This window comes from Pontibacter rufus (assembly GCF_015694705.1).
GTDB classification, from domain to species: domain Bacteria; phylum Bacteroidota; class Bacteroidia; order Cytophagales; family Hymenobacteraceae; genus Pontibacter; species Pontibacter rufus.
The window spans coordinates 230,586-253,702 of sequence record NZ_JADQDR010000005.1 but is presented as its reverse complement, the minus strand read 5'-3'; the positions used below and the strand labels follow the sequence as shown (position 1 = coordinate 253,702).

General features: G+C 49.5%; 16 protein-coding genes. 8 read left to right on the top strand and 8 right to left on the bottom strand.

The genetic code is table 11. The features are described from left to right. Positions 1 to 83 precede the first annotated feature (83 nt). From I2I11_RS10685 to I2I11_RS10675, 3 genes are all read right to left on the bottom strand, one after another. Entirely contained in the window at positions 84 to 2,024 is a 1,941-nt protein-coding gene (locus tag I2I11_RS10685) for an AAA domain-containing protein (protein ID WP_196267694.1), read from the bottom strand. Between the two features lie 414 nt (positions 2,025 to 2,438). After that, the gene (locus I2I11_RS10680) at positions 2,439 to 2,999 is read right to left on the bottom strand and encodes a hypothetical protein (protein WP_196267693.1); all 561 of its coding nucleotides are present in this window, start codon (positions 2,997 to 2,999) and stop codon (positions 2,439 to 2,441) included. A 47-nt stretch (positions 3,000 to 3,046) separates the two neighbouring features. Continuing rightward, positions 3,047 to 5,320 (bottom strand): efflux RND transporter permease subunit, encoded by a 2,274-nt coding sequence (locus tag I2I11_RS10675; RefSeq protein WP_196267692.1) that lies wholly within the window; start codon positions 5,318 to 5,320, stop codon positions 3,047 to 3,049. 177 nt (positions 5,321 to 5,497) lie between these two features. Between I2I11_RS10675 and I2I11_RS10670 the strand changes: the two genes are divergently transcribed. The 5 genes from I2I11_RS10670 to thrC all read left to right on the top strand — a co-directional run bounded on the left by I2I11_RS10670 (position 5,498) and on the right by thrC (position 12,697). Beyond that, positions 5,498 to 6,292: a thymidylate synthase gene (locus I2I11_RS10670; protein WP_196267691.1), complete on the top strand. Its 795-nt coding sequence runs from the start codon at positions 5,498 to 5,500 to the stop codon at positions 6,290 to 6,292. A gap of 331 nt (positions 6,293 to 6,623) precedes the next feature. Next, the gene (locus tag I2I11_RS10665) at positions 6,624 to 7,388 is read left to right on the top strand and encodes an MBL fold metallo-hydrolase (RefSeq protein ID WP_196267690.1); all 765 of its coding nucleotides are present in this window, start codon (positions 6,624 to 6,626) and stop codon (positions 7,386 to 7,388) included. Between the two features lie 441 nt (positions 7,389 to 7,829). Next, a complete protein-coding gene (gene thrA / locus I2I11_RS10660) occupies positions 7,830 to 10,280 on the top strand; it encodes a bifunctional aspartate kinase/homoserine dehydrogenase I (protein WP_196267689.1) in 2,451 nt (816 codons plus the stop codon). Between the two features lie 12 nt (positions 10,281 to 10,292). Beyond that, entirely contained in the window at positions 10,293 to 11,219 is a 927-nt protein-coding gene (locus tag I2I11_RS10655; RefSeq protein WP_196267688.1) for a homoserine kinase, read from the top strand. A gap of 173 nt (positions 11,220 to 11,392) precedes the next feature. Further along, a complete protein-coding gene (gene thrC, locus I2I11_RS10650; RefSeq protein WP_196267687.1) occupies positions 11,393 to 12,697 on the top strand; it encodes a threonine synthase in 1,305 nt (434 codons plus the stop codon). Positions 12,698 to 12,923: 226 nt separating this feature from the next. Here thrC and I2I11_RS10645 read toward each other — a convergent pair whose 3' ends face one another. The 3 genes from I2I11_RS10645 to I2I11_RS10635 form a co-directional block, all read right to left on the bottom strand. Further along, positions 12,924 to 14,084: a Gfo/Idh/MocA family protein gene (locus I2I11_RS10645; RefSeq protein ID WP_196267686.1), complete on the bottom strand. Its 1,161-nt coding sequence runs from the start codon at positions 14,082 to 14,084 to the stop codon at positions 12,924 to 12,926. Positions 14,085 to 14,252: 168 nt separating this feature from the next. Beyond that, positions 14,253 to 15,095 carry a prephenate dehydrogenase gene (locus I2I11_RS10640; RefSeq protein ID WP_196267685.1) on the bottom strand — a complete coding sequence of 281 codons (843 nt, stop codon included), beginning with the start codon at positions 15,093 to 15,095 and terminating at the stop codon, positions 14,253 to 14,255. A gap of 98 nt (positions 15,096 to 15,193) precedes the next feature. Beyond that, positions 15,194 to 16,258 (bottom strand): oxidoreductase, encoded by a 1,065-nt coding sequence (locus I2I11_RS10635; protein ID WP_196267684.1) that lies wholly within the window; start codon positions 16,256 to 16,258, stop codon positions 15,194 to 15,196. Between the two features lie 256 nt (positions 16,259 to 16,514). Here I2I11_RS10635 and I2I11_RS10630 point away from each other — a divergent pair, with 256 nt between their 5' ends. The 3 genes from I2I11_RS10630 to I2I11_RS10620 all read left to right on the top strand — a co-directional run bounded on the left by I2I11_RS10630 (position 16,515) and on the right by I2I11_RS10620 (position 21,155). Further along, a complete protein-coding gene (locus tag I2I11_RS10630) occupies positions 16,515 to 17,711 on the top strand; it encodes an MFS transporter (RefSeq protein ID WP_230680061.1) in 1,197 nt (398 codons plus the stop codon). Positions 17,712 to 17,824: 113 nt separating this feature from the next. Continuing rightward, positions 17,825 to 20,377, top strand: a complete 2,553-nt coding sequence (locus I2I11_RS10625) for a family 20 glycosylhydrolase (protein WP_230680059.1) — start codon at positions 17,825 to 17,827, stop codon at positions 20,375 to 20,377. Between the two features lie 187 nt (positions 20,378 to 20,564). Next, a complete protein-coding gene (locus tag I2I11_RS10620; protein WP_196267683.1) occupies positions 20,565 to 21,155 on the top strand; it encodes a hypothetical protein in 591 nt (196 codons plus the stop codon). A gap of 13 nt (positions 21,156 to 21,168) precedes the next feature. Here I2I11_RS10620 and I2I11_RS10615 read toward each other — a convergent pair whose 3' ends face one another. Then, on the bottom strand, positions 21,169 to 21,999 hold the full coding sequence (locus I2I11_RS10615) for an aminotransferase class IV (protein ID WP_196267682.1): 831 nt from the start codon (positions 21,997 to 21,999) through the stop codon (positions 21,169 to 21,171). A gap of 198 nt (positions 22,000 to 22,197) precedes the next feature. Further along, on the bottom strand, positions 22,198 to 23,061 hold the full coding sequence (locus I2I11_RS10610; protein WP_196267681.1) for a hypothetical protein: 864 nt from the start codon (positions 23,059 to 23,061) through the stop codon (positions 22,198 to 22,200). Positions 23,062 to 23,117 lie beyond the last annotated feature (56 nt).

Genomic DNA, 23,117 nt, shown 5'->3' with positions numbered 1-23,117 from the left:
TGTGATTGCCGGCAATTCTGAAAAGGCTAAATACAACTGTATCCTCCTTATTCATACTATGTAATTTTTAAATCAATAATTGCTTACGGCATACATTCTGTCAGTTCCCAGGCGCTGCGGTAAGCGTTTATACTTTCTACATACGCTAAAAAGGCAGCATAGAACGGATGATGGCTTAAAGTAGCGCTGTCGCCTACAATGACGAGTTTCTTTTTGGCGCGCGTCATGGCTACATTCATTCGCCGCATATCGCTCAGAAAGCCAATTTCGCCTTTGTCGTTGCTGCGCGTCATACTGATGTAAATAATGTCGCGTTCCTGCCCCTGAAAGCTATCCACAGTCCCCACCGACAGCCGGCGTTTCTGGCGCAGTTCGTGCAGCAGTGGCATGTGCTCTACCCGATCCTGCAGGTAATTGATTTGTGCCCGGTACGGGGCTATCACGCCTATCTGCAGGTGCCCGGCTTCTTCGGCAGGAGCATAATCTTTCAGCAGGAGCAGCAAATGGTTGAGCAGCAGGTTAGCCTCTTCGGGGTTTGCAGCGCTGGAGCTTTCAGGCGTATCCACCTCGTTGTAGCCACAACCGGCAGTATCTATAAATTCCACAGCAAGGCCGGGCGCAAAGTTAATATCAAACTGGTGCAGGTCGCTGCTGTGTACGCTCTCGTGGGCGTTGAGTTCGCCTTTGTAAAATTGCCGGTTCGAGAACTCCATAATATGGTGGTGCATCCGGTACTGGGTTTTCAGCATCACGGCCACATCCGGTTGCCGTTCGATGCACTTTTCAAACAGTGTTTTGCCCAGGCCGCCTTTCTCCGCCTCAAAAGATTTAACGGTAGGAGGCAGTTGGCAGTGGTCGCCGGCCAGCACTACGCGCTTAGCCCTGGAAATCGGAATCCAGCAGGCAGGCTCCAGTGCCTGTGCCGCCTCATCTATAAACACCGTATCATACTCCAGGTGCCTGATGGCTTTGTTGGCTGCGCCTACCAGGGTGCACGTAATCACCTGCACGTTGTTCAGCAGATCATCGGTAATATACTCCTCCAGCCGATCGGCCTCTTCCAGCAGGCGGCGACTTTCGGATTTAAACAGCTGGCGCTGGGCGCGCTCTTCGTGGCCGAACTTGCGTTTGTACTGGAAAGCCAGCCGCCTGTATTCCTCAGCCGTTTTGCGGTATTCTTTCAGATTTTTATACGAATGATGGCTCATAATCCGTGCATCCAAAGTGTGCTCCAGCAGCACATCCGAAACGCGCGAAGGATTGCCGATGCGGATTACGTTCATGCCTTCGTTTGCCAGCTTCTCAGTCAATAAATCAACAGCGGTGTTTGAAGGAGCTGTTACCAGAAGGCGCTTTTGGGTTTCAGCTGTTTTCAGGATGGCCTGCACCAGTGTGGTGGTCTTGCCCGTGCCGGGAGGGCCGTGTATAATCGCTACATCTTTGGCCTGCATAATTTTGCGCACGGCCTCGTTCTGCGACTCATTCAGGGCCGGAATATCTGCTGTTTGCTCGTTAGTAAATTGAGCGGGAACATCTCCCAGCAAAATATCCCGAAGTTCGGCCAGCCGCGTTTTATAGGCTTCCATTACCTTTTTCATGGCAATTTCCATCTCGCGGTAGCTCATCTCATCAAAAGTGAGGTCAATGCCGAGGCGTCCTTCCTCCACCCAATCCGGCAGGTCTTCCTTGTTGGTGGCCAGCAGCACTTTGTTGCGCTTCAGGCCCACAATTACGCCGCTCAGGTTCTGGCGCTCGCCGTTGTTGCTGAACAGGGCCGCGGCCTTGCCCGTCTGGAACAGGTGCAGCTGGTCGCGGTCTTTGGTGCGCTCCAGTTCCAGCACTACCTTATTGCCAAAGCCGATTTCCTCTTTCGAGATAGTAACCGGATACCAGCAAAAGCCCATTGCCTTCCGTTCGGCAATGGTGCTTTTCTGGCTCTTAATTTTATATTGTTGACGATCTTCTTCCTGTTCGATTTTAAGCAGTTCCTGTACCTGCTTCAGTTCATACAAAATTTCGCTCATGTATATCAAAAAGAAGGGCCGGGTTTGTGTGCCAGCCCTTGTATGTATTTATGGTTAGCTGTTTAAGTAAGCGACACAAGTATCAGGTAGCATTAACCGTTTTAATTGGCAAATAGTGCGTTAAAGCTGCCAGGTATAAAGTTTGATGTTGTGCCAGCTAAGTATAACAGATATTCTGCCAGAATAACTCCGTTGGCTATAGATAAATGTAAATAGTTAAATCGCCGGCGAGGCGGAACAGGTATAATTGCCAGTGCTATACAAGTATAATATCGCGTGTTTGATGTGGGTGAGGCATAGCCAGAACCTAGCTCATGCGGGAAGCTGCAAGAACCGCAAATGTATGTCCCAACCTGAGTTAACTAACGCATTAAAATCATGCCACCTGGTACGTACAACGTAATACTTAACCGGCTAAGCTCTTTTCTTTTTAGCCTTGGGCGCTTTGCTCAGGCGGATTTGCAGGAACACGGCGTAAAGCAGTAACAGGAAAGATACCACAGCCAGCACAGCAATTACACGGTCCTTGCCATAGCGCACGTTATCAGCGGCATCCAGCTGATCCTGCAGGTCTTTTATACTTCGTTCGCGCTTTTTGATGTTGCTCTGCAGTATTTTGATCTGGCTTTGCAGGTCAGCAATGCGAGCATTAACGATGCGTTGATCCTCCAGCGTCATTTTTCCTTCCCGCTGGTTCTCTACGGTACTTTCGGCAATTTTTTTGATGCTCGCTACTTTGATGGCGCCAATCAGTTCCGAATCCTTATTGATGATTTTCTTCAGCGTTTCGATGATGGCGATTAGGTCATTTTTAGACTTCTTGCCCCAGAAATTACTATTCTGCTGGTTATAAAACTGGTACTCCATCACCAACTGCTCCCGCTCACTCATCAGCGTGGTCAGCTTATCGTCCTGCGCCTGCACCCTGAAAATGGTAAAGCCCGCCAGTACCAGTGCCAATACTATAGTTCTCATCTCTTCTTCCGGTTTGTATATTCGAACAACGCACAAAGATGGCTAACCTATTTGAAAAGCGCTTGAGTTTTTTTGCGTGGCCTGTAAAAAAGCAGTACCAGCACCGGCAGCAGGTATAAATCTCCTATAACGGCAAAAAATAGCGTAAGGCTTACAAACAGTCCCACATAAAAGGTAGCATCGAAAGTTGAGAAAACAAGCGTCAGGAAGCCGGCCACCAGGATGCAGGAGGTAATGATAATGGCTTTGCCTGTAAAAATAAAAGTGCGTTTTACCGCATAAGGTATCGATTTGCCCGCACGCAGTTCCAGCCGCAGCTTGCTTAGAAAATGGATGGTGTCATCTACCGCAATGCCAAAGGCGATGGTAAAGATAATGGATATCGAAACAGTCATGTTGATGCCCAGAAAGCCCATAATGCCGCCCATCATCAGCAACGGAATAATGTTAGGAATAAGCGAAATTACAACCATGCGGAGGGATCTGTAAATCATCCCGACTATCACGGCAATCACCACAAAGGCAATCAGGAGGCCCTGCATCATGTTAGACACCACATACTCGTTATTCTTGTCCAGTAGCAGGGCGCTTCCTGTCAGTCGGGTTGTAAGATATTCCGGGTTGATGTGCTGGTGGATAAAAGCACGTAATGAATCGTTCTTTACAGCTGCGGCCGCGCTGCCTATGTCCGGCATTTTGCCACTCAGGCGGCCTTCGCGGCCATCAGGCGTTACCACGGCGCGCAACTCGCTGCGTTTGCGGAAGGCCTGCAGTCGTTTCTGTATCTGTTGCAGTTGTTGTTTATTGTCCGGCAGTTTATAGTAGTCATTCAGACCGCCGTTCAGGGCATGGTTCATGGTTTTGACCACACCGGCAGGCGAGGAGATAAAATTGAGGCCATACTTCCGGTACAGGTAATTTTCCAGCTGATCAATTTCCTGCAGTACTTCCGCATCATACATGGTATGGCCCGGTGCTGCCTGCAAATGCAGCTCAAAAGGCCTGACGCCGGAGAACTTATGTTCAAAAAACTGAAAATCCAGAACAATCGGATCATCATCGCCCAGATCTTCCAGCATAGTAGTATCAACTTTAATCTGCGTTATTCCTGCAAGCGAAATAATCGTGATGAGAGCGCTGCAGCCAAGTATAGCTTTGGGCCGCTTGAAAACAAAACGGAGCATGCGGCGCAACAGTACAGGCCAGGAACGCCGCACATTTTTTGCAGGAACAGGTTTCGGTTCTTTGACGAGCACCAGGAGCGCCGGCAGCAGCGTAAATGCCAGCACATACGCCAGCCCCACCGACACTGCAGTAAACAAACCAAACTTGCGGATGGGCTCAATGTCCGTGGTGAGCAGTGTCAGGAAGCCGACCGCAGTGGTGAGCGAGGTAAGAAAAGTGGCCAGCCCCACTTCGCGCAAGGTAATTTTGAGGGCTTTTATTTTCTCCGTGCCATACCCGATTTCGGTAAGATAGCGCGACATAATATGAATGACATCTGACATACCCACAACAAACATAATCGTCGGCAGCAGCACCATCATCACATCAATAGGTTTGTTGAAAAGCCCCATCACACCCAACGCCCATGCTACCGACAGCACTACAACCACGAGCGGCACCAGCATACCCCAAAGCGTCCGGAAAGTTATCCAAAGCACCAGTATAACCAGCAGGATGGAGGCCGACATAAAAATCGCCAGCTCCACTTTCATCTTATCTACGAACACCGCCTGCGCCAGCGCCTTGCCGGCTATATGGTGGTCAGTGAGCTCCAGTTCCGCAAGTTTGGTATTGATTGCGGCAACCAAGGAATCGCTGGCGGGCTTCAGTAGGTTGTCGGAGGTCTGCACAAACAGCGACACCGCGGTAGCATCCTCTGAAAACAGCGTGCCCACCAGCTCGCGGGTATTATAAATCAGCACAGAATCCTGCGTGTAATGCGCCGGTTCGTCGGGGTGCAGGTACGGAATCTCAAAATAGCCAAACGTTTCGATAACGGGGCTTTTAACGGTGGTAGGAGAGAGCACCGCTTCTACATGCGGCTGCCGCTGTAAGAAACGGGTGAGGCTGTCCACACGCGTAAGAAAGATTTTGTCGAATAGACTCTTGCTGTTGTCCAAACCGATGAGCAGGTAATCGTTGTCGTTGCCAAATTTATCACGGTACCGGAAATAGTACTCCAGATCAGGATCGCCTTTTGGGAAAAAGTTATCAAAATTATAATCAAAACGGAGGCGTGAGGCATAGTACAGGCTCATCACCGAGAGTAGTGCAATCAGCAGGAGCACCAGGTAACTTGTTTTGCGGTAGTTCAAGGAAATCGGAAAAGCTGTTTATGTATGCTGAACCAGGTCGGAGTTTATACTTGCATGCAGCTTACAACTGCTAAACGCCGGATTTGTTTGTTGCTGATGATAACGTGCGTCAGAATTAAAATACTATCTTTAAATTTGATTTTAAACTACAGCCGACGACAAAGAAACGATAAAGAGATGAAGCAATATTTAGACTTGATGCAGCACATCCTCGACAATGGGGCAAAGAAGGAAGACAGAACCGGCACAGGCACTCTAAGTGTATTTGGCTACCAGATGCGCTTTGATTTGCAGGCGGGATTCCCGCTGGTAACCACCAAAAAGGTGCACCTGCGGTCGATTATACATGAGCTGCTCTGGTTTCTGAAAGGCGACACCAATATTGCCTACCTGAAAGAAAACGGTGTAAGTATCTGGGATGAGTGGGCGGACGAGGATGGCAATCTGGGTCCTGTGTATGGCTCGCAATGGCGCAGCTGGCCCACACCCGACGGCCGCCACATTGACCAGATAACGCAGGTTGTGAACCAACTGAAAAACAACCCCGATTCGCGCCGCATCATTGTAAGTGCCTGGAATGTGGCTGAAATTGAAAACATGAAACTGCCGCCCTGCCATGCTTTTTACCAGTTTTATGTAGCGGAGGGCAAACTCTCGTGCCAGCTTTACCAGCGCTCCGCCGACGTGTTTCTGGGTGTGCCTTTTAATATTGCTTCTTATGCGCTGCTGGTGCTGATGATGGCGCAGGTAACAGGCCTGGAGCCCGGCGAGTTTATCTGGACAGGCGGCGACACGCATTTATACTTAAACCACCTGGAGCAGGCGCAAAAGCAACTCAGCCGCACACCGCGCGAATTACCGGAAATGAAGCTGAACCCCGAGGTGAAAGATATTTTCGATTTTACGTATGAAGATTTTGAACTGGTAAATTATAACCCGCATCCGGGTATAAAGGCCCCGGTGGCAGTATAGTTTGCTGGCTTAACCATCCTTTCAAGGCTTTCCAAAGAGATTATTTATACTTAAAACAGGGTTGCTTAAAAGCAGGGAAGCTTGGCAGCTATTAAAACGCATAAAATGCTCAAAACGTTAGGATATCTGTTTGCTGCTGCCGGGTTAATATACCTTTTATTTTATCCGTGGCTGAGGCATTCCGTTGTCCGGAAGAAAATTTTTAAGTGGTTCATCATCCTGTATATTATTGCTACGCTTGCTTCTTCGGCAGTAACTTATTTTGGGTAGCAGTAAAGCTGTTCTAAAAACCATCGTGCCACTTTAATGTTATACTTCAAAACCGAAAACTATGAAACTAAAACTAATTTTCGCCGCGCTCTTTGGCCTTACATTCTTACCATCTTATGCCCAACAGCAGGCAGCGCCGGACCAGATTGAAACTAAAAAGGGACCGCTCCTTATACAGCCGGTGCAGCATGCCTCACTGGTACTGACCTGGGATGGTAAAACCATTTATGTAGATCCTACCGGCGGCGCCACAGCTTATGCGGGTATAGCCGAACCGGACCTGATCCTGATTACGGACATTCACGGCGACCACATGGACCCGAAAACACTGGATGCGCTGAAAACGGATGACGCTGTGCTGGTAGCGCCGCAGGCAGTGGCTGATCAGCTGCCAGCCAAGTATAAAAAACAGGTAGTCGTGCTGGACAACGGCAAAAGCGCTACGCAACTGGGCATTCCGATTTCAGCCATACCCATGTATAACCTGCCCGAGACAACAGATGCCATGCACCCCAAAGGCCGCGGAAACGGCTACATTCTGGACCTGGGCGGTAAAAGGATTTACATTGCCGGCGACACGGAAGGCACACCCGAAATGCGCAACCTAAAAAACATTGATGTTGCCTTTGTTCCGATGAACCTGCCTTATACCATGGACGTAGAGCAGGCCGCCAGCGCCGTGCTCGATTTCAAACCTAAGGTGGTTTACCCTTACCACTACCGCGGGCAGAGCGGCCTGAGCGATATCGCCACCTTTAAGAAGCTGGTAAACGACAAAAATAAAAGTATAGATGTGCGGCTGAGAGCCTGGTATCCTGAGCAATAATTTTCGGAGGAGGGGAGTAGCGCATCATACCTGTAAAAGCAAGTATAAAAATGCTTTATACCTGGAATCCGGATTTGATTTGCCTGCGGGTTCTTTCTTATGAACCACCACCTGAGTTAAGTATAAATCCTGCAAAGAGCGTGATTATTATGTTTTTCTGAAATTCAGAACAGCCTGTATAAATACGAGTTTATTAAAAATTTCGTATTATTTTTTGATTCTTGTTATAAAATGTTGAAATAGCGGAAGCAAATACAACTTATGCACCTCAACCTGTTTTCCACAGCCATTATTATTACCACCGGTATCATCACGATAACCGGGATTACGGGCTATGGTTCATAGGGAAAGGCAATCAGAAACAACATCAGAATACAACTGATAATAATAACTAAGGCCTTCCCCGGAAATCGTGGAAGGCTTTTATTTTAACCTGCAATCATGAAGATATTAAAATTCGGAGGCACATCAGTAGGGTCAGCGCCGGCCATTCGTATGCTGCTGCAAATTGTAAACGATACACAGCGCAGCGGCGAAACCGTGGCTATTGTTTGCTCTGCTATGGGAGGCGTTACCGACAGCCTGCTCCGGCTGGTGGCTGATGCAGCTGCAGGCGGCTATAATACCGAAGAGCTGAAAGCCATCCAGCAACGCCACTACGACACAGTGAGAAGCCTGCTGGAGGTCAGGTTGCATAACCAGGTGCTGGTGGGCCTGAAAATTTTATTCAATGAACTCGAAGCGCTGCTCTCCGGTGTTCAGGCGATTGGAGAAGTATCTGCGCGCACAAGAGACAGGGTGGTGGCTTACGGCGAGCTTTGTTCTAATTTTATGATTGCCCACATTCTGGCGCAGCAATGTGGCAAAGCGGTTTTTGCCGATGCACGCCAGTTTATAAAAACGGACAGCAACTATGGCCGGGCTACGGTAAACGAGGCCCTCACCACACAATTAGTTCGTGATTACTTTAGCCGGTTGGATGGCGCAGTTCCGGTTATCACAGGGTTTATTGCTTCTGACGGGCACGGCGGCACTACCACCCTGGGCAGGGGCGGATCAGACTATACGGCGGCCATTGTTGGCGCAGCCATAGATGCTTCCGAGATCCAGATTTGGACAGATGTGGACGGATTTATGACAGCTGACCCGCGGTTGGTGAAAAAAGCCTTTACCCTGCATGAGCTTTCTTATAACGAAGCGATTGAGCTTTCATACTTCGGCGCCAAGGTAATTCATCCGCCCACCATGCTGCCTGCTATTGCCAAGGCCATTCCGATTGTCATCAAAAATACCTTTAACCCGGCTTTTAACGGTACAACTATCGGCCCTGTCACAGCGCCAAACGGGTCTTTGGTGAAAGGGATATCCTCCATTGCCGATATCAGCCTGATAAACGTGCAGGGTGGGGGCATGGTCGGCCAGAAAGGCATCAGCGCACGCCTGTTCAGTACCATGGCACAGTGCGGTGTCAATGTTATACTTATCACGCAGGCCAGTTCGGAGCACAGCATTACGCTTGCCGTAAGTCCGCAGGATGTAGCGGTGGCCAGCCGCGCAATAGAAGCCGAATTCGAATATGAACTGCTGACAGGTAAGCTGGAGAAACCGGCTACCGAATACGATTTGAGCGTGATTGCCGTGGTCGGCGAAAACATGCGGCAGGCAAAAGGCCTTTCCGGAAAGCTGTTCAGCGCCCTGGGGCGTAGCGGCGTGAACGTGGTTGCCATTGCCCAGGGCTCTTCCGAACTCAATATTTCTATTGTTATCGAGAAGCAGGATTTGCCCAAAGCGCTTAACTCCGTGCACGATGCCCTGTTCCTGTCGCACGTCAAAACACTGCATGTTTTTTCCTGCGGCACCGGCAACATTGGCGCCACCCTGCTCAAGCAACTGGAGCAGCACCAGGGCTACCTGGCGTCGCAGCGGCATCTGAAAATAAACCTGGTGGGCATTTGTAACACTACCAGAATGCTGCTGAACAAGGAAGGTATCGATCTGACGCAATGGAAACAGGAACTGGTAAATGAAGGTGATCGCAGCCAGCTCGATGCCTTTATACAACAGGCGGTATCGCTTAACCTGCCTAACTCCGTCTTCATCGACAATACCGGCAGCGCCGATGTGGCTGGTCGCTACGACCAGCTTTTCCGGCACAGCTTCTCGGTGGTAACCTGCAATAAAATCGGTAACAGTGGGTCTTTGGCCAACTACCAGCTTCATAGAAACCTGGCCCAAAAATTTGGGGTGGATTACCTGTTTGAGACGAATGTAGGTGCCGGGCTGCCCATCATCACGACCTTACATGACCTGCTGATCAGCGGTGATGAAGTGCTGCAGATTGAAGCCATACTTTCAGGTACAATTTCTTACATTTTTAATGAGTATAAGGGAGCGCGCACATTTGCCGAAGTGGTAAAAGAGGCGCAGGAAAAAGGCTTTACAGAACCTGATCCGCGCGATGATCTGAGCGGCCTTGATTTTGCCCGGAAGATGCTGATCCTGGCCCGCGAAACCGGTTTGCCGCTTGAACTGCAAGATGTTGCTATACAGCCTATACTTCCGGAGAACTGCCTTGCAGCGCCATCAGTAGCGGCTTTTTATGAAGAACTGGAACAATCGGAGGGCTTTTTTCAGCAGCTGAAAAATAAGGCTGCTGCGGCAAACCAGGTACTGCGCTATGTAGGTACGCTATCAGACGGAGAAGTAAAAGTGGAACTGCTCATGGTAGGCCCGGAGCATCCGTTTTATAATTTGTCGGGCAGCGATAACATTATCTCTTTTACCACGAGCCGGTATCGCTACAATCCAATGGTCATCAAAGGGCCTGGCGCCGGTGCCGAGGTAACAGCCGCCGGGGTACTGGCAGATTTGGTAAGGGTAGCAGCTCAATAAGAAACTTAGCTGATGAAATCAATTAAAGTATTTGCACCCGCCACAGTGGCCAATGTTAGTTGCGGGTATGATGTACTGGGCTTTGCGGTAAGCCAGCCCGGCGATGAAGTGGTGATGCATTTAAACAGCAGCGGAAAAGTAAGCCTGGATGTGATAATGGGCGATGAAGGACGCCTGCCTCGCGATCCGGCGCAGAACACGGCCAGCGCTGTGGTCATCAATTACCTGAAGCATATCGGGGTGGCCCAGGGATTAAGTATAGAGTTGTACAAGAAAATGCCTTTCGGCAGCGGGCTCGGCTCCAGTTCGGCCAGCGCCGTAGCAGGGCTCGTAGCTGTAAATGAGCTAATGGGGCGGCCGCTTACGCGGGAGCAGCTGCTGCCTTTTGCGATGGAAGGCGAGCGCCTGGCCTGTGGCTATGCCCATGCCGATAATGTGGCGCCTGCGCTGCTGGGTGGCCTGGTGCTGGTACGCAGTTACCATCCGCTGGACGTGGTAAAACTGCCGGTACCCGAAGGGCTGGCCTGCGCCCTGCTTTACCCGCACGTAGAAATTCCGACAAAGGAGGCCAGAAGTATCATCAAAAGCCAGGTGCCTATCGAAGATGCTGTAACGCAGTGGGGAAATGTGGCCGGCCTGGTGGCTGGCTTCTGCACCGGCAATCTGGACTTAATCGGGCGCAGCATGCAGGATGTCATTATAGAGCCTGTCAGGGCCATGCTGATTCCGTACTTTTATGAGATGCGCCAGCTGGCTTTGGATCACCAGGCGCTGGGCTTTGGCATTTCCGGATCGGGGCCGTCTGTATTTGCCTTGTGCAGAAACGAGGACGCAGCGAAGCAGGTAACACAGGTGCTGTCCGGAATGCTCTCCGAGAAAAATATCGGGTGCGATACTTTTGTTTCCAGTATAAATCTGGAAGGTGCTATTATGTGCTAAGAGGCACAGGTATCAAGACGTTGGAGAGAAGAACTTTATGGGCCGGAATTTACGAATACCTTGTTGTCTCGTCTTCTGAATACAAGATACTTATGTTTATACTTCATTATGCGGGATAAACATGGCGTTTTATTTTGTTTGCTCACCTAAAACAATCCTGAAGTAAATTAACAATGAACTACTATAGTACAAATAAGCATTCCGGTGAGGCAACATTGCCTGATGCAGTAATAAAGGGGCTGGCCGGTGATGGCGGCCTGTACATGCCGAAACAAATCCCACAACTGCCGGCTTCATTTATAGAATCACTGCCTGCCAAATCTTTGCAGGAAATTGCCTTTACTGTGGCTGCTGCTTTTGTGCAGGATGAAGTGCCCGCCAGTATACTGAAGGAGCTGGTAGAAGAGGCGCTGGATTTCCCCATTCCGTTGCAGGAAGTGGAAAAAGGAATCTATGCACTGGAGCTGTTTCATGGCCCGACCATGGCTTTTAAAGATGTGGGGGCACGCTTTATGTCGCGCCTGATGGCTTACTTTACCCGCAACGAAAGCCGGGAGCTAAAAGTGATTGTAGCCACCTCAGGCGACACGGGCAGTGCCGTGGCAGCAGGCTTTTATAATGTGCCGGGCATACAGGTATACATTCTGTTCCCGAAAGGAAAGGTGAGCCCGCTGCAGCAAAAGCAACTGACTACCTGGGGCGGCAATATTACGGCAATAGAGGTGGAGGGTACTTTTGACGACTGTCAGCGTTTGGCCAAACAGGCGCTTGCTGACGAGAAGCTAAATAAAACATGCCTGCTTACCTCCGCCAACAGCATCAATATTGCCAGACTCATCCCGCAGTCTTTTTACTATTTTTATGCTTACGGGCAGCTGCAGCAGCAGGGCAGGCCGGTTGTGTTTTCTGTGCCCAGCGGCAACTTCGGTAACCTGACGGGCGGCCTGCTGGCTGCCGCTATGGGCTTGCCGGTGCATCATTTTGTAGCTGCTACCAATGCCAACGACGTGGTGCCGCATTACCTCCGTACAGGAAATTATGAGCCGCGTGCCTCTGTACCCACAATCAGCAATGCCATGGATGTGGGGAACCCGAGCAATTATGCCCGCATGCAGGAGCTTTTTGAGGCGGATCACCAGCAATTCAGCGCCGCTGTTTCCGGCTATACTTATACCGATGATCAAACCCGCAGCGCTATCAGGGAGGTATACCGGCAGCATCAGTACCTGCTGGATCCGCACGGGGCCATTGCATACCTGGGGCTCAGGGATTACCTAGCTGAAAGTAAAAGCGGCGCCATCGGCGTTTTCCTGGAAACGGCACATCCGGCCAAGTTCCGCGAAGTGATGGAAAGCACGTTGGAACATGCTATCGAAATTCCGCCACAGCTTCAGGTATTCCTGAACAAGCACGAGCAGTTTCTCCCGATAAAGAATGATTTTGAACAACTAAGCATGTTGCTGGAAAGCAGTATCTAAGGTTGTTTATACTTTGTACGCCAGGTTTTGCGTAGTTTATAACTAATTCTTTGCTGGTGCGAGCTTGCAGCTCGTACCTTCACTATAGCATGGCCTACAGTATGGTTGCAGTGGCTGCTGGTGCGAGCTTGCAGCTCGTACCTTTACCTATAGGAAAGTACGAGCTGCAAGCTCGCACTAGCGGGAGAAGTCGCACCAGCAAAAGATAGCTGCATACTTATACTTGCTAAACCTTTACGCTTTTGCCGGTTCTCGCCGCTTCATAGATAGCCATCAGGATGCGGACATCCCGGAGGCCCATTTCGCCGGGCACGATGCTTTCCTTGTTGTGCAGCACACAGTTAGCAAAAGCATCCATTTGCAGGGCCTGCTGGTTTACATTGGGCAGGTTCATCGGGCCTTTGCTGGTTTCTCCTTTTATGCCGCCGTAGCCATAAGCCGGTTCCAGGCGCCACCAGCCATTTTGCGCTTCTCCATATAGGTAACCTACATTCTGGTTATAGCTGGTGTTGCAGTCGGCGATAACGCCATTCGGAAACTGCATTTGCCAGCTAATAGATTGCTCTACCTCATCGAAAACCTCGGGGCGCGTGACCTCTCCGAACTTAGCGGTTACGGCTACTGGCGTTTGCCCTAACGTATAGCAGGCACCCTGCACGCAATAGATGCCCATATCCATCAAAGGGCCGCCGCCCGCCAGTTCTTTGTCCAGCCGCCACATGTTGGCGTTGTTGGCCACAAAGCCATTTTCGGTTTTTACCTGTTTTACCTTTCCGAAGACCTGCTTTTGCCCCAGCTCCATCACGCGCAGGTTGTGCGGCTCGAAATGCAGGCGGTAACCGATGGAAAGTTTTACGTTGTTCTGCCTGCACGCGTCAATCATGCGCTGGCAGTCTTCCACAGAAGTAGCCATTGGCTTTTCGCAAATCACATCTTTCTTCGCATTGGCCGCCCGGATGGTATATTCGGCATGCAGGGCATTGGGCAGCACAATGTAGATGATGTCAATATCCGGATTGTCCTTTATCTGGTCGAAGGTCTCATAGTTGTAGATGTTCTTGTCCGGAATGTTATACTTGCTTTTCCATTCTTCAGCCTTAGAGGGCGTGCCCGTTACAATACCGGCCAGGTAACAATCATTGGTTTCCTGCAGGGCCGGGGCCAGCTGATTGGTGCTGTAGTAGCCGAGTCCCACCAGCGCTACGCCCAGCTTTTTGCTTTGCCTGTTGCTCTGTTCAGCCTGGTTGTGCGTGTTTTCTGCACTACCCGGCTGGCAGGAGCCAAGTGAAAGCAGCGGTACGCCAAGAGCTGTGGTGCCCAGAACCAGAGAGAAACCTTTCATGAAATCGCGGCGGCTGTGGCCTGGTAATTTGTCGTCTTTTTTCATCCTGGATGGCTGTTAATCATGAAACAAAAAGAATTATACTTACTATAACCAGAGCAAAGTATAAACCGCCTGCAAGTATAAAGCATGTATATGTGCAGGAGGCGAAAAGGTTTAATTCTCGTTAGCCTGCCTTTTACTTCCAATGCTGCATTCACCTGATTGCGGTGTTTATCCCAGAATCCGGCGGATGTTGTTGGCTTCTGCCATCAGGGCGCTGGCCTGTGCTTCGTCTTCGGCATCGATAGCTGCTTTGAAGCGCTGCAGCTGCGCAATGTAACTGTCGAGCGCCTGCGATACGTTTTTTTTGTTTTGCGAAAAGATTGGCGCCCACATCTGCGGAGAGCTTTTCGCCAGCCGCACCGTGGAAGAGAAACCGCTGCCTGCCATGTCAAAAATATTTTTCTCGTCCTGCTCTTTCTCCAGAACCGTAATACCCAACGCAAAAGAACTGATGTGGCTCAGGTGCGAAACATAAGCCAGATGTAAATCATGTTCGGCTGCCTGCATGTAGCGGAGCGGCATATTCAGGCTGCGGCACAGCTGCTCTGCCAGCGCCAAAGCGGCCGGAGCGCTTTTCTCCTTTTCGCAGATAATCATGGTCTTTTCATAAAGCAGGGCAGCGAAAGCAGCTTCCGGCCCCGAGTATTCTGTTCCGGCAATAGGGTGAGCGGCCACAAACTGCTTCCGCCTGGGATGATTTTCAGCTATACTGCAAATCTGTTCTTTGGTGGAGCCAAAGTCTATGAGCATTGCATTTTCAGGAAGTTTATCAAGTACCGGCAGGATAAGCCGAGCAATAGCGCTGACGGGCACAGCCAATACAACTACGTCGGATTTTAAAATGGCCTCTTCCAGCGGCAGCACCTCGTCTGCCAGGCCCAGGCGGAGTGCCTGGGCTGCATGCGTGGCGCTGTTATCCACCCCGATAATATGGATGCCGGTGTGTTTTGCTTTTAAGCCCAAGGCAAATGAGCCGCCCAGAAGGCCGAGCCCAATCACTGTTATGATCATTTATGGAAATGTTTTAATTCATACTTTCGCAACCGCACGTTATACTGCAGGCGGTTGCCGTCAGAAATTCTTTCAGCTTTAAAGAGGTAGTTTGTGGTTTAGGAAGTATAAGCAACTGTTCGTTTTTCTGCGCTGCTTTGCATGGCCAGTTCAATCACCCGGATGGTGTTGCGCGCCTGCTCCGGCTTTACTTCAAGTTCTGCTTCACCAAGTATAGCTTTGTACACGTTCTCGTAAAGGCCCCTGTAATTACCCGTTTCGCTTTCTATTTTGCCCTGCACATGTAAGTCGCGGTAGGTGGTGTTCAGGTTGCCCCAGAGTTCCTGTGGCTCTATGCCCCAGTCCGGTACATCGTTTGGCGATAAACCGGCTTTTAAAGCAGCTTCCTGCACGTCCATACCATACTTTATAAAAGAACCCTGGTCGCCATGCAGTATAAAATGCGGGCCGGCTTCGCGCACCAGCATGCCGGCTTTCAGCGTAACTTTCAGGCCCTCGTAATGCAGGCGCAGGTCAAAGTTATCTACTATTTTAGAATGCTGCCTTTGCGTACCTATCTCCGCCGTAATTTCCCGGGGGAGGCCAAAGAGCAGCAGCGCCTGGTCTATCAGGTGCGAACCCAAATCATAGAGCAAGCCCGAGCCGGGCAAAGCTTCCTCTTTCCAGGTATTGGGTCTGATTTCGTTGCGGAACCTGTCATAATGCGCTTCATACGTCACTAAATTCCCCAGTAGCCCGCTGTCCACCACCTTTTTCACTGTTTTAAAATCACTGTCCCAGCGGCGGCTCTGGTATACTGTCAGAACTTTGTTTTGCTGTTTGGCCAGATCCAGCAAGGCATCGGCCTCTGCTGTTGTAACTGTAAAGGGCTTCTCGACCAGCACGTGCTTGCCGGCCAGCAGTGCCTCCTTTGCCAGCGGGGCATGCGAGGTGTTGGAGCTGGCAACAACCACCAGATCGATGCTGTCATCCGAAAAGATTGCTTTTACATCGTCTACAACAACAGCTTCGGGGTATAAAACCTGCGCGGCAGCGATATTCTCTTTACGCGTTTCACGTATTTTTTTCAGTTTCAGGCCGGGCACCCCCGCAATGATGGGCGAATGAAATGTTTTGCCGGCCATGCCGAAGCCTATCAGGCCAATGTTAATAGTTTTGCTCATAAGTATAGAAATCAGACAGCAGGCGCAAGTCCTGCCTTTTTATAGCTGTAATGATAAAATTCTGGTACTGCAGCGACAATATGCAAAGTATAAAATTAAACCGCATCTTTTATTTGCCTGATTATACTTTAACATTTGTTTCCAGCTGGTAAGAGATGCCGTTGCAGGCAGCAATACCAGATAAATAAAATCTATAAACATTCATAGGACGCTGGCTGTACAGGTTACGTACTATTGCAGGTTGAATGAAATTGATATGATAACGAATACTGCTTCCGCTACAGTCCCGCCGCCCCTCACCAGGCTTAACCTTTGGGTAATGACCATTGCCACGGGGATGGTAGTAGCAAATTTATACTATAACCAGCCGCTGCTGGGCATGATTGCCGACGATTTTGGAACGACGGAGGCGAAAGCTGGCGCCATTGCAATGCTCACCCAGATTGGGTATGCCGTGGGGATGCTGTTTATTATTCCGCTGGGCGATATGCTTAAGCGCAAGAAACTCATCATGGTCGATTTTGTGCTGATTACGGCAAGCCTGCTGCTTACTGCATTTTCTACTGACATCAATATGCTCCTGCTGGCCAGTTTCCTGATTGGCGCTACCTCGGTGGTACCGCAACTGCTGATCCCGATGGCCGCACATTTAGCCAAGCCCGAGGAGCGGGGCCGCACCGTAGGTTTTGTGATGAGCGGCTTACTGGTGGGGATACTGCTTTCGCGGACGCTGAGTGGTTTTGTGGGAGAGCACCTTGGCTGGCGCGCCGTGTTCATCATCGGTGCCGGCATGATGGTTTTGTTGTGGCTGGCCCTCTATTTCCTGTTGCCCGAAGTATACCCCGATTACAAAGGCTCTTACAAAAGCCTGATGAGATCTTTGCTGCAACTTATCCGGGAAGAGCCGCTGCTGCGCCTGGCATCCATTCGCGGCGCCCTATGCTACGCCTGCTTTGGCGCCTTCTGGACAACGCTGGTGTTTCTGCTAGAGGAGCCCCAATTTAATGCGGGCAGCGATGTGGCCGGTGCTTTTGGCTTGGTAGGCGCATTTGGCGCCCTGGCAGCATCTTACATGGGCAAGCTGAGCGACAGGGGCGATGCTTTCCGCATCACGACCATCAGCATCAGCATGGTAGTGGTTTCTTACCTGATATTCGGTGCCTCGAGCCATAGTATGCTTGGGCTGGTACTAGGTGTAATCATACTGGATATGGGCCTGCAAGCATCGCATATCGCTAACCAGACGCTTATTTTTTCGCTCCGGCCCGAGGCCCGCAACCGCCTGAACACGGTGTATATGGTTACTTACTTTATGGGCGGCGCTGCAGGCACTTACCTGGCCAGTCAGGCCTGGCTTACCTGGAAGTGGAACGGCGTGGTGGCCGTGGGCCTGGTGCTTTCGGGGCTGGCTTTGCTGGTGCATCTGCGCTTCCTGAAAAGGAACAGATCGTAGTACAAGTATAAACACCATTCCTATACCCGGAAGCGTGAACTCAAATTTGCAAAGTAAATACGACAACTGTATCTTAGGGAGATAAACAGATCAGTTCACCTATGCATCAACACATGAAACACCTTTTATCCATAATGCTGCTGCTCCTTGGGTCGCTCACCGCCGGCTGTGCGCAGACAAAGAACACGGGCACCGGCTTTGACTCCGAAAATCTGAAAATCACCTGGGAGTTAATCGGAAACAACACCCCCGATGATCGGCATTCGCTTTCGGCGCTCACGCTCACCAACACAGGCCAGCAGCCACTACCGGCCAGCGGCTGGAGCCTCTACTTTAACTCTTCGCCTTCTTTCCAGCCAAAAGATACCAGTGCGCCAGTAAAAGTAGAGCATATCAATGGCAACCTGCTGCGCCTGACGCCCACCAAAAACTTTAAAAGTATACCAGCCGGCGGATCGCTGCGCCTGGAATTCGTTTCGCGCGGACAAGTCATTAATGCAACAGATGCACCCGAGGGCTTTTACCTGGTCTGGAACAATAACCCCACCAAAGGGTTGCCCGTGCAGGAGGTAACCTATACTACCCCTGACCGTGATAAAAACGAGACGTTGTGGGTAGCTGCAAAAAAAATATATAATCAGAACAAATCCATACAGGACATCCCATTCGATAAACTGCCGGAAATATTTCCGACACCTGTTAAGTATGAAGAAACGGGAAAGTCTTTCACGTTGACCCCGGCAATACCCCTGGTAACCGATGCCGCCTTTAAAAGTGAAGCAGAATTACTGGCCACATACCTTTCCTCTGTTTTTGGAGAAAAGCCTTCCATACAGGCTTCAGGCCAGGGAAAAGCCATCAGATTGCAGCAGCAGGATGGTTTCGCCCCGGAAGGATATGCCTTACAGGTATCGCCGGACGGAATTGCAATTTCAGCTTCAACACCGGCAGGAATTTTTTACGGCATTCAGTCCCTCAAAACCATGATCCCGCCTGCTGCGCTGGCCGGTATGCCCTCTTCTGTTTCCATCACAGGCGTACAGGTTACAGATGAGCCGCGGTTTGGCCACAGAGCCTTTATGGTAGATGTGGCCCGGAATTTTCAGCCCAAGCAGCAGTTGCTGAAAGTGCTTGATTTAATGGCCCTTTACAAGCTCAACGTGCTCCACTTCCACATGAGCGACGACGAAGGCTGGCGGCTGGAAATACCGGCCCTGCCGGAACTGACAGAGGTAGGCAGCAAGCGCGGTCATACCCTGGACAACAAAAAGAACCTGCAACCGTCGTATGCTTCCGGGCCGTCTGTAGAGAATACCACCGGCTCCGGCTATTACAGCAAAGCTGATTTTATTGAGATTCTGAAGTATGCCGACGAGCGCCACATCCGGGTGATACCGGAGATAGAAACACCGGGCCATGCCAGGGCCGCTATCAAAGCGATGGATGCCCGTTACGAGCGCCTGATGAAGGAAGGCAAAGAGGCGGAGGCAAAGCAATACCTGCTCCGCGATCTGAATGATAAATCAGTATACCAGTCGGTGCAGAACTGGAATGATAACGTGATAGACGTGGCGCTGCCCTCCACCTACAACTTCCTGGAAACTGTGGTGGACGAAATCCTGAAGATGTATAAAGAGGCCGGCGCGCCCATCGAAACCATCCATTTTGGAGGCGATGAGGTGCCGAAGGGTGTATGGGAAAAGTCACCTGCGGCGCTGGCTGTCATCAAAAACAACCCGGAAGTAGAAAACACAGATGATCTGTGGTACTACTACTTCGGCAAGATAAACGACATGCTGAAAGAACGAAACTTATACTTATCAGGATGGGAGGAAATCGGCCTGAAAAAGGTAAAGGAAAACGGCAGAACGGTGTATGTCCCTAACCCGGAATTTGCAGATGAGAATTTTCATGTGGATGTATGGAACAACCTGACAGGGGCAGAGGATCTGGCTTATAAACTGGCCAATGCCGGGTATAAAGTAGTGCTCACCAATGTAACCAACTTATACCTTGATTTGGCTTACCAGAAAGATTATGACGAGCCCGGCCTGTACTGGGGCGGCTTTCTGGATGTAGACAAGCCCTTCTATTTCATTCCTTACGACTACCTAAAAAACACCAAAGAAGACAGCAGGGGAGAGCCGGTAGACAGGTCGATCTTCAAAAACAAAGTGCGCCTTACAGAAGAAGGAAAAGAGAACATTGTTGGCTTGCAGGCCCCTTTGTGGAGCGAAATGGTCAGGAGCCCGGAACGGATGGAATACATGCTGCTGCCTAAGCTGCTGGCGGTGGCCGAACGGGCCTGGGCAAAAAATCCGGCCTGGGCAACCGAAGCAGATCCGGCCAAAAGCGAGGCCATGTACAACGAGGCTTGGTCGGAGTTTGCGAATGTGCTGGGCAAACGGGAGCTTCCGCGCCTGGATGTGTACGCGCGTGGCTTCCTTTACCGCATCCCGTCACCGGGAGCGGTGGTAGAAAATGGCAAAGTATACGCTAATATTCAGCTGCCCGGCCTTGTGATCCGCTATACCACCGACGGCTCAGAGCCAACAGCCAGCAGCCAGATTTACAAATCACCGATTACGGCAAAAGGAACCATCAAGCTAAAGGCTTTTACCACCACCGGGCGCTCCGGCAGGGTAACTACCGTGCAAAACCCGTAAAAGCTGTATAGGAAGTTTAACCTTCCGGAAGCAAGGCGATATGTTAAAGCATTAATAGACCCGGAGGCGCTGTACTTCGGGTCTTTTTGCTTTTATGTATAAAATGTCGGTTGTTTCATGATTTAGAAGCAGCTTATGGTGGTATTAGTATGTTTTTACACCGTATAAGTAAATAAAGGAGGTAGCTATGGAGACAGAATTTAAGAAACGGTTTTTGCTGCTGGGCCTTTGTGAGCGGAAGTATGATGGAAAGTATTACGACGCAGCGGGCCTCTTTGCCGCAAACCGGATAAGCGCTACACCGGCAGAATTGAAGGAAATATTAGAGATGCTGGGCAATGACCACCTTGTAAAGTACTTCTATATTGGCGAGCGGTACCTGGTACAGATCACAATGGATGGAGTAGAGTTTTTAGAAGAAAGCAATTTCTTTGAAGAAAAAAGCTATGTGGTGTACGATATGATTAAACCCCTGCAGCGCGAAATACTCCGCTACCGGCTGGATGACTTTACTGCCAGGATCTGTCAGTCAGACATTGGGGCAATGCTGAATCGTGATGAATTTATGAAGGAAGCGGAAGAATTAAAGGTGCTGCTCAACGTACTGGGCAGGAAACATTGGATGCAGATGCTGAAAGGCAAATTTTATGAGCTTTGCCAGGGCAACGTGCCCCTGCGAAGGCTGAAGAAGATACTGGATGCTTTTGAAAACAGCCAGGAAGCAGAAGCAACCCACCCGGATAATCATGCCAGGGAGGCAACCAACCTTGCCAGCTAGAAGGTTAAGGCCTTTACAAAGGTACTACCGGAAATAGTGCTTGCCGTAGTTTCTCCAGTTGCGGATGTGCATCTGGCAACTGCCAGGAGGCAAGCAAATTTAAAATCCTGATGCCGGTTACGTTGGCAGAAAAAACAACGGAGGCATCCTGAAGCACCGCAGGCGCCAAACAGCATTCCACCACTGGTACAGCTTGTGCCGCAGCCCAACGCAGTATGTTCCGTCGTACAATTCCGTTGATGCATCCGTTTTCCAGCGCCGGCGTGAACAAGGTGTTCTCTCTGAACCAGAAAATATTAGACGAAATCAGCTCCGCCACAGCTCCTCCCGGCGACAGCAACAGCATGTCATCATACTGCGCCTGCGCTTTTTCGTGTGCGGCCATTACATAAACCAGCGCATTAGGCCCTTTAAAAGCGGAGAAAGGGGAGGGCTGGGTGGTAACCGTCTTACAGATACCAACCTGAAGTGGTAAATCATGAGGAGGTGCCGCCTGCTGTGCCGTTGCCAGCCAGGCGGCGGCATTTGTCTGGGGTGTGTACAAGCCCGCACCGTCGCGCCATACTTTCACTTTAATGCGGCCATAGTTGCTGGCATTGTTTTGCTCACTCAGTTGCAGCAGTTGCGCCAGTAATTTGTCAGCATTTATACTTTGGAACAGCTCAATCTTAAGTGCTGCCGCAGCTTCCGCCATGCGTGCCAGGTGATCCTGCCAGAACCGGATGCGGCCATGCTCCATGATCATTGTTTCGAAAAAGCCGTCGTTGTACTGAAAAGCCCGGTTAGTAAGCGGCAGACGCAGTTCCTCTTCCTTCAGCGGTATGCTATTGTAAAGTATAAACATGTGCTAAATAATAAAGCTGCCAAAAATAACAGATACAGCTCCTGCTGGGCTCGTGAAGCAGACATAGACGCCTCAACTGGCTAATCTTTAGCTTTGACTATTTGCTCGGCAGTACAATTTAAAATAATGCTATTTTCTTAGATCGCTGCTAATGGACTTTGCTATGCGGCGGCGAAGATGCCATATAGGTGGATTAACTTATGTTTCCTTCAGAGATATTTCAATTTTTCTCGAATACTCTTCAAGTATCTTGGTGCTTCTGTTATCCATGATCTCACAAGTAATTTCATTGGGAGTAATACATTTAAAATCTTTTAATTGCTGTCTAAAGCAGAATTCAAATACACAATATTGTATGTCTAATACTGCAAGTAGATAAATAGATGCCCCTAATGAAAATTCTATAGAATTATGAAGGGTGTAAACTTTACCATCTTCAATTTTGATATATTTATGCACTTCACTCTTATCAATATGCGTTTTCTTACTTAATATTCCATACAATTTTCCAGCCTGGGTATGAAATTTTGCCAACTGAGAAATTGACTTAGTTGGAGATTGAAAGCTTCCTTTGCCATCTTCTACCATGGAAGCAGTATAGACATAAGCTAATTGTTCGAGTACTAATCTTATCAAAGCAAAACTCTCAAAATAGTAACCTAAGCTTATCAAAGAGTGGACACTACAAAAGGTCGCTTGTAGTCTAGAAAAAGCTGTTAAACAGGCAATACTTGCTGTTGTATCAGGTAGTGTGTTTAACTCTGTTAAAATCCTGTTAAGTTCTTTCTGCTGAACTTTAGATAGTTCAAGAGCTCCATCGAGTAGCTTTTCTTTTTCATTTGATTCATTCAAAGTTTTGGTTTTTTCAAAATCTGCTAAATCTTTCTTCAAGATGTTATCAACAGACTTATTTCCGAAGGCTATAGTTAGTTGAGAAGCTATTAGATACTTTTCTTCTTCAATAGTTAAATCTTTAGGAACCAAAAAAGGAGTGCCAAATCCAATTCTGATAATTTTCATTTCACTTATATCTATACCAGAATAAAGGCTTCCTATATTCATAAATTGAAGTTAACTTAAGTACAAACATGAATACACGCTTATCGGCACTATCATCA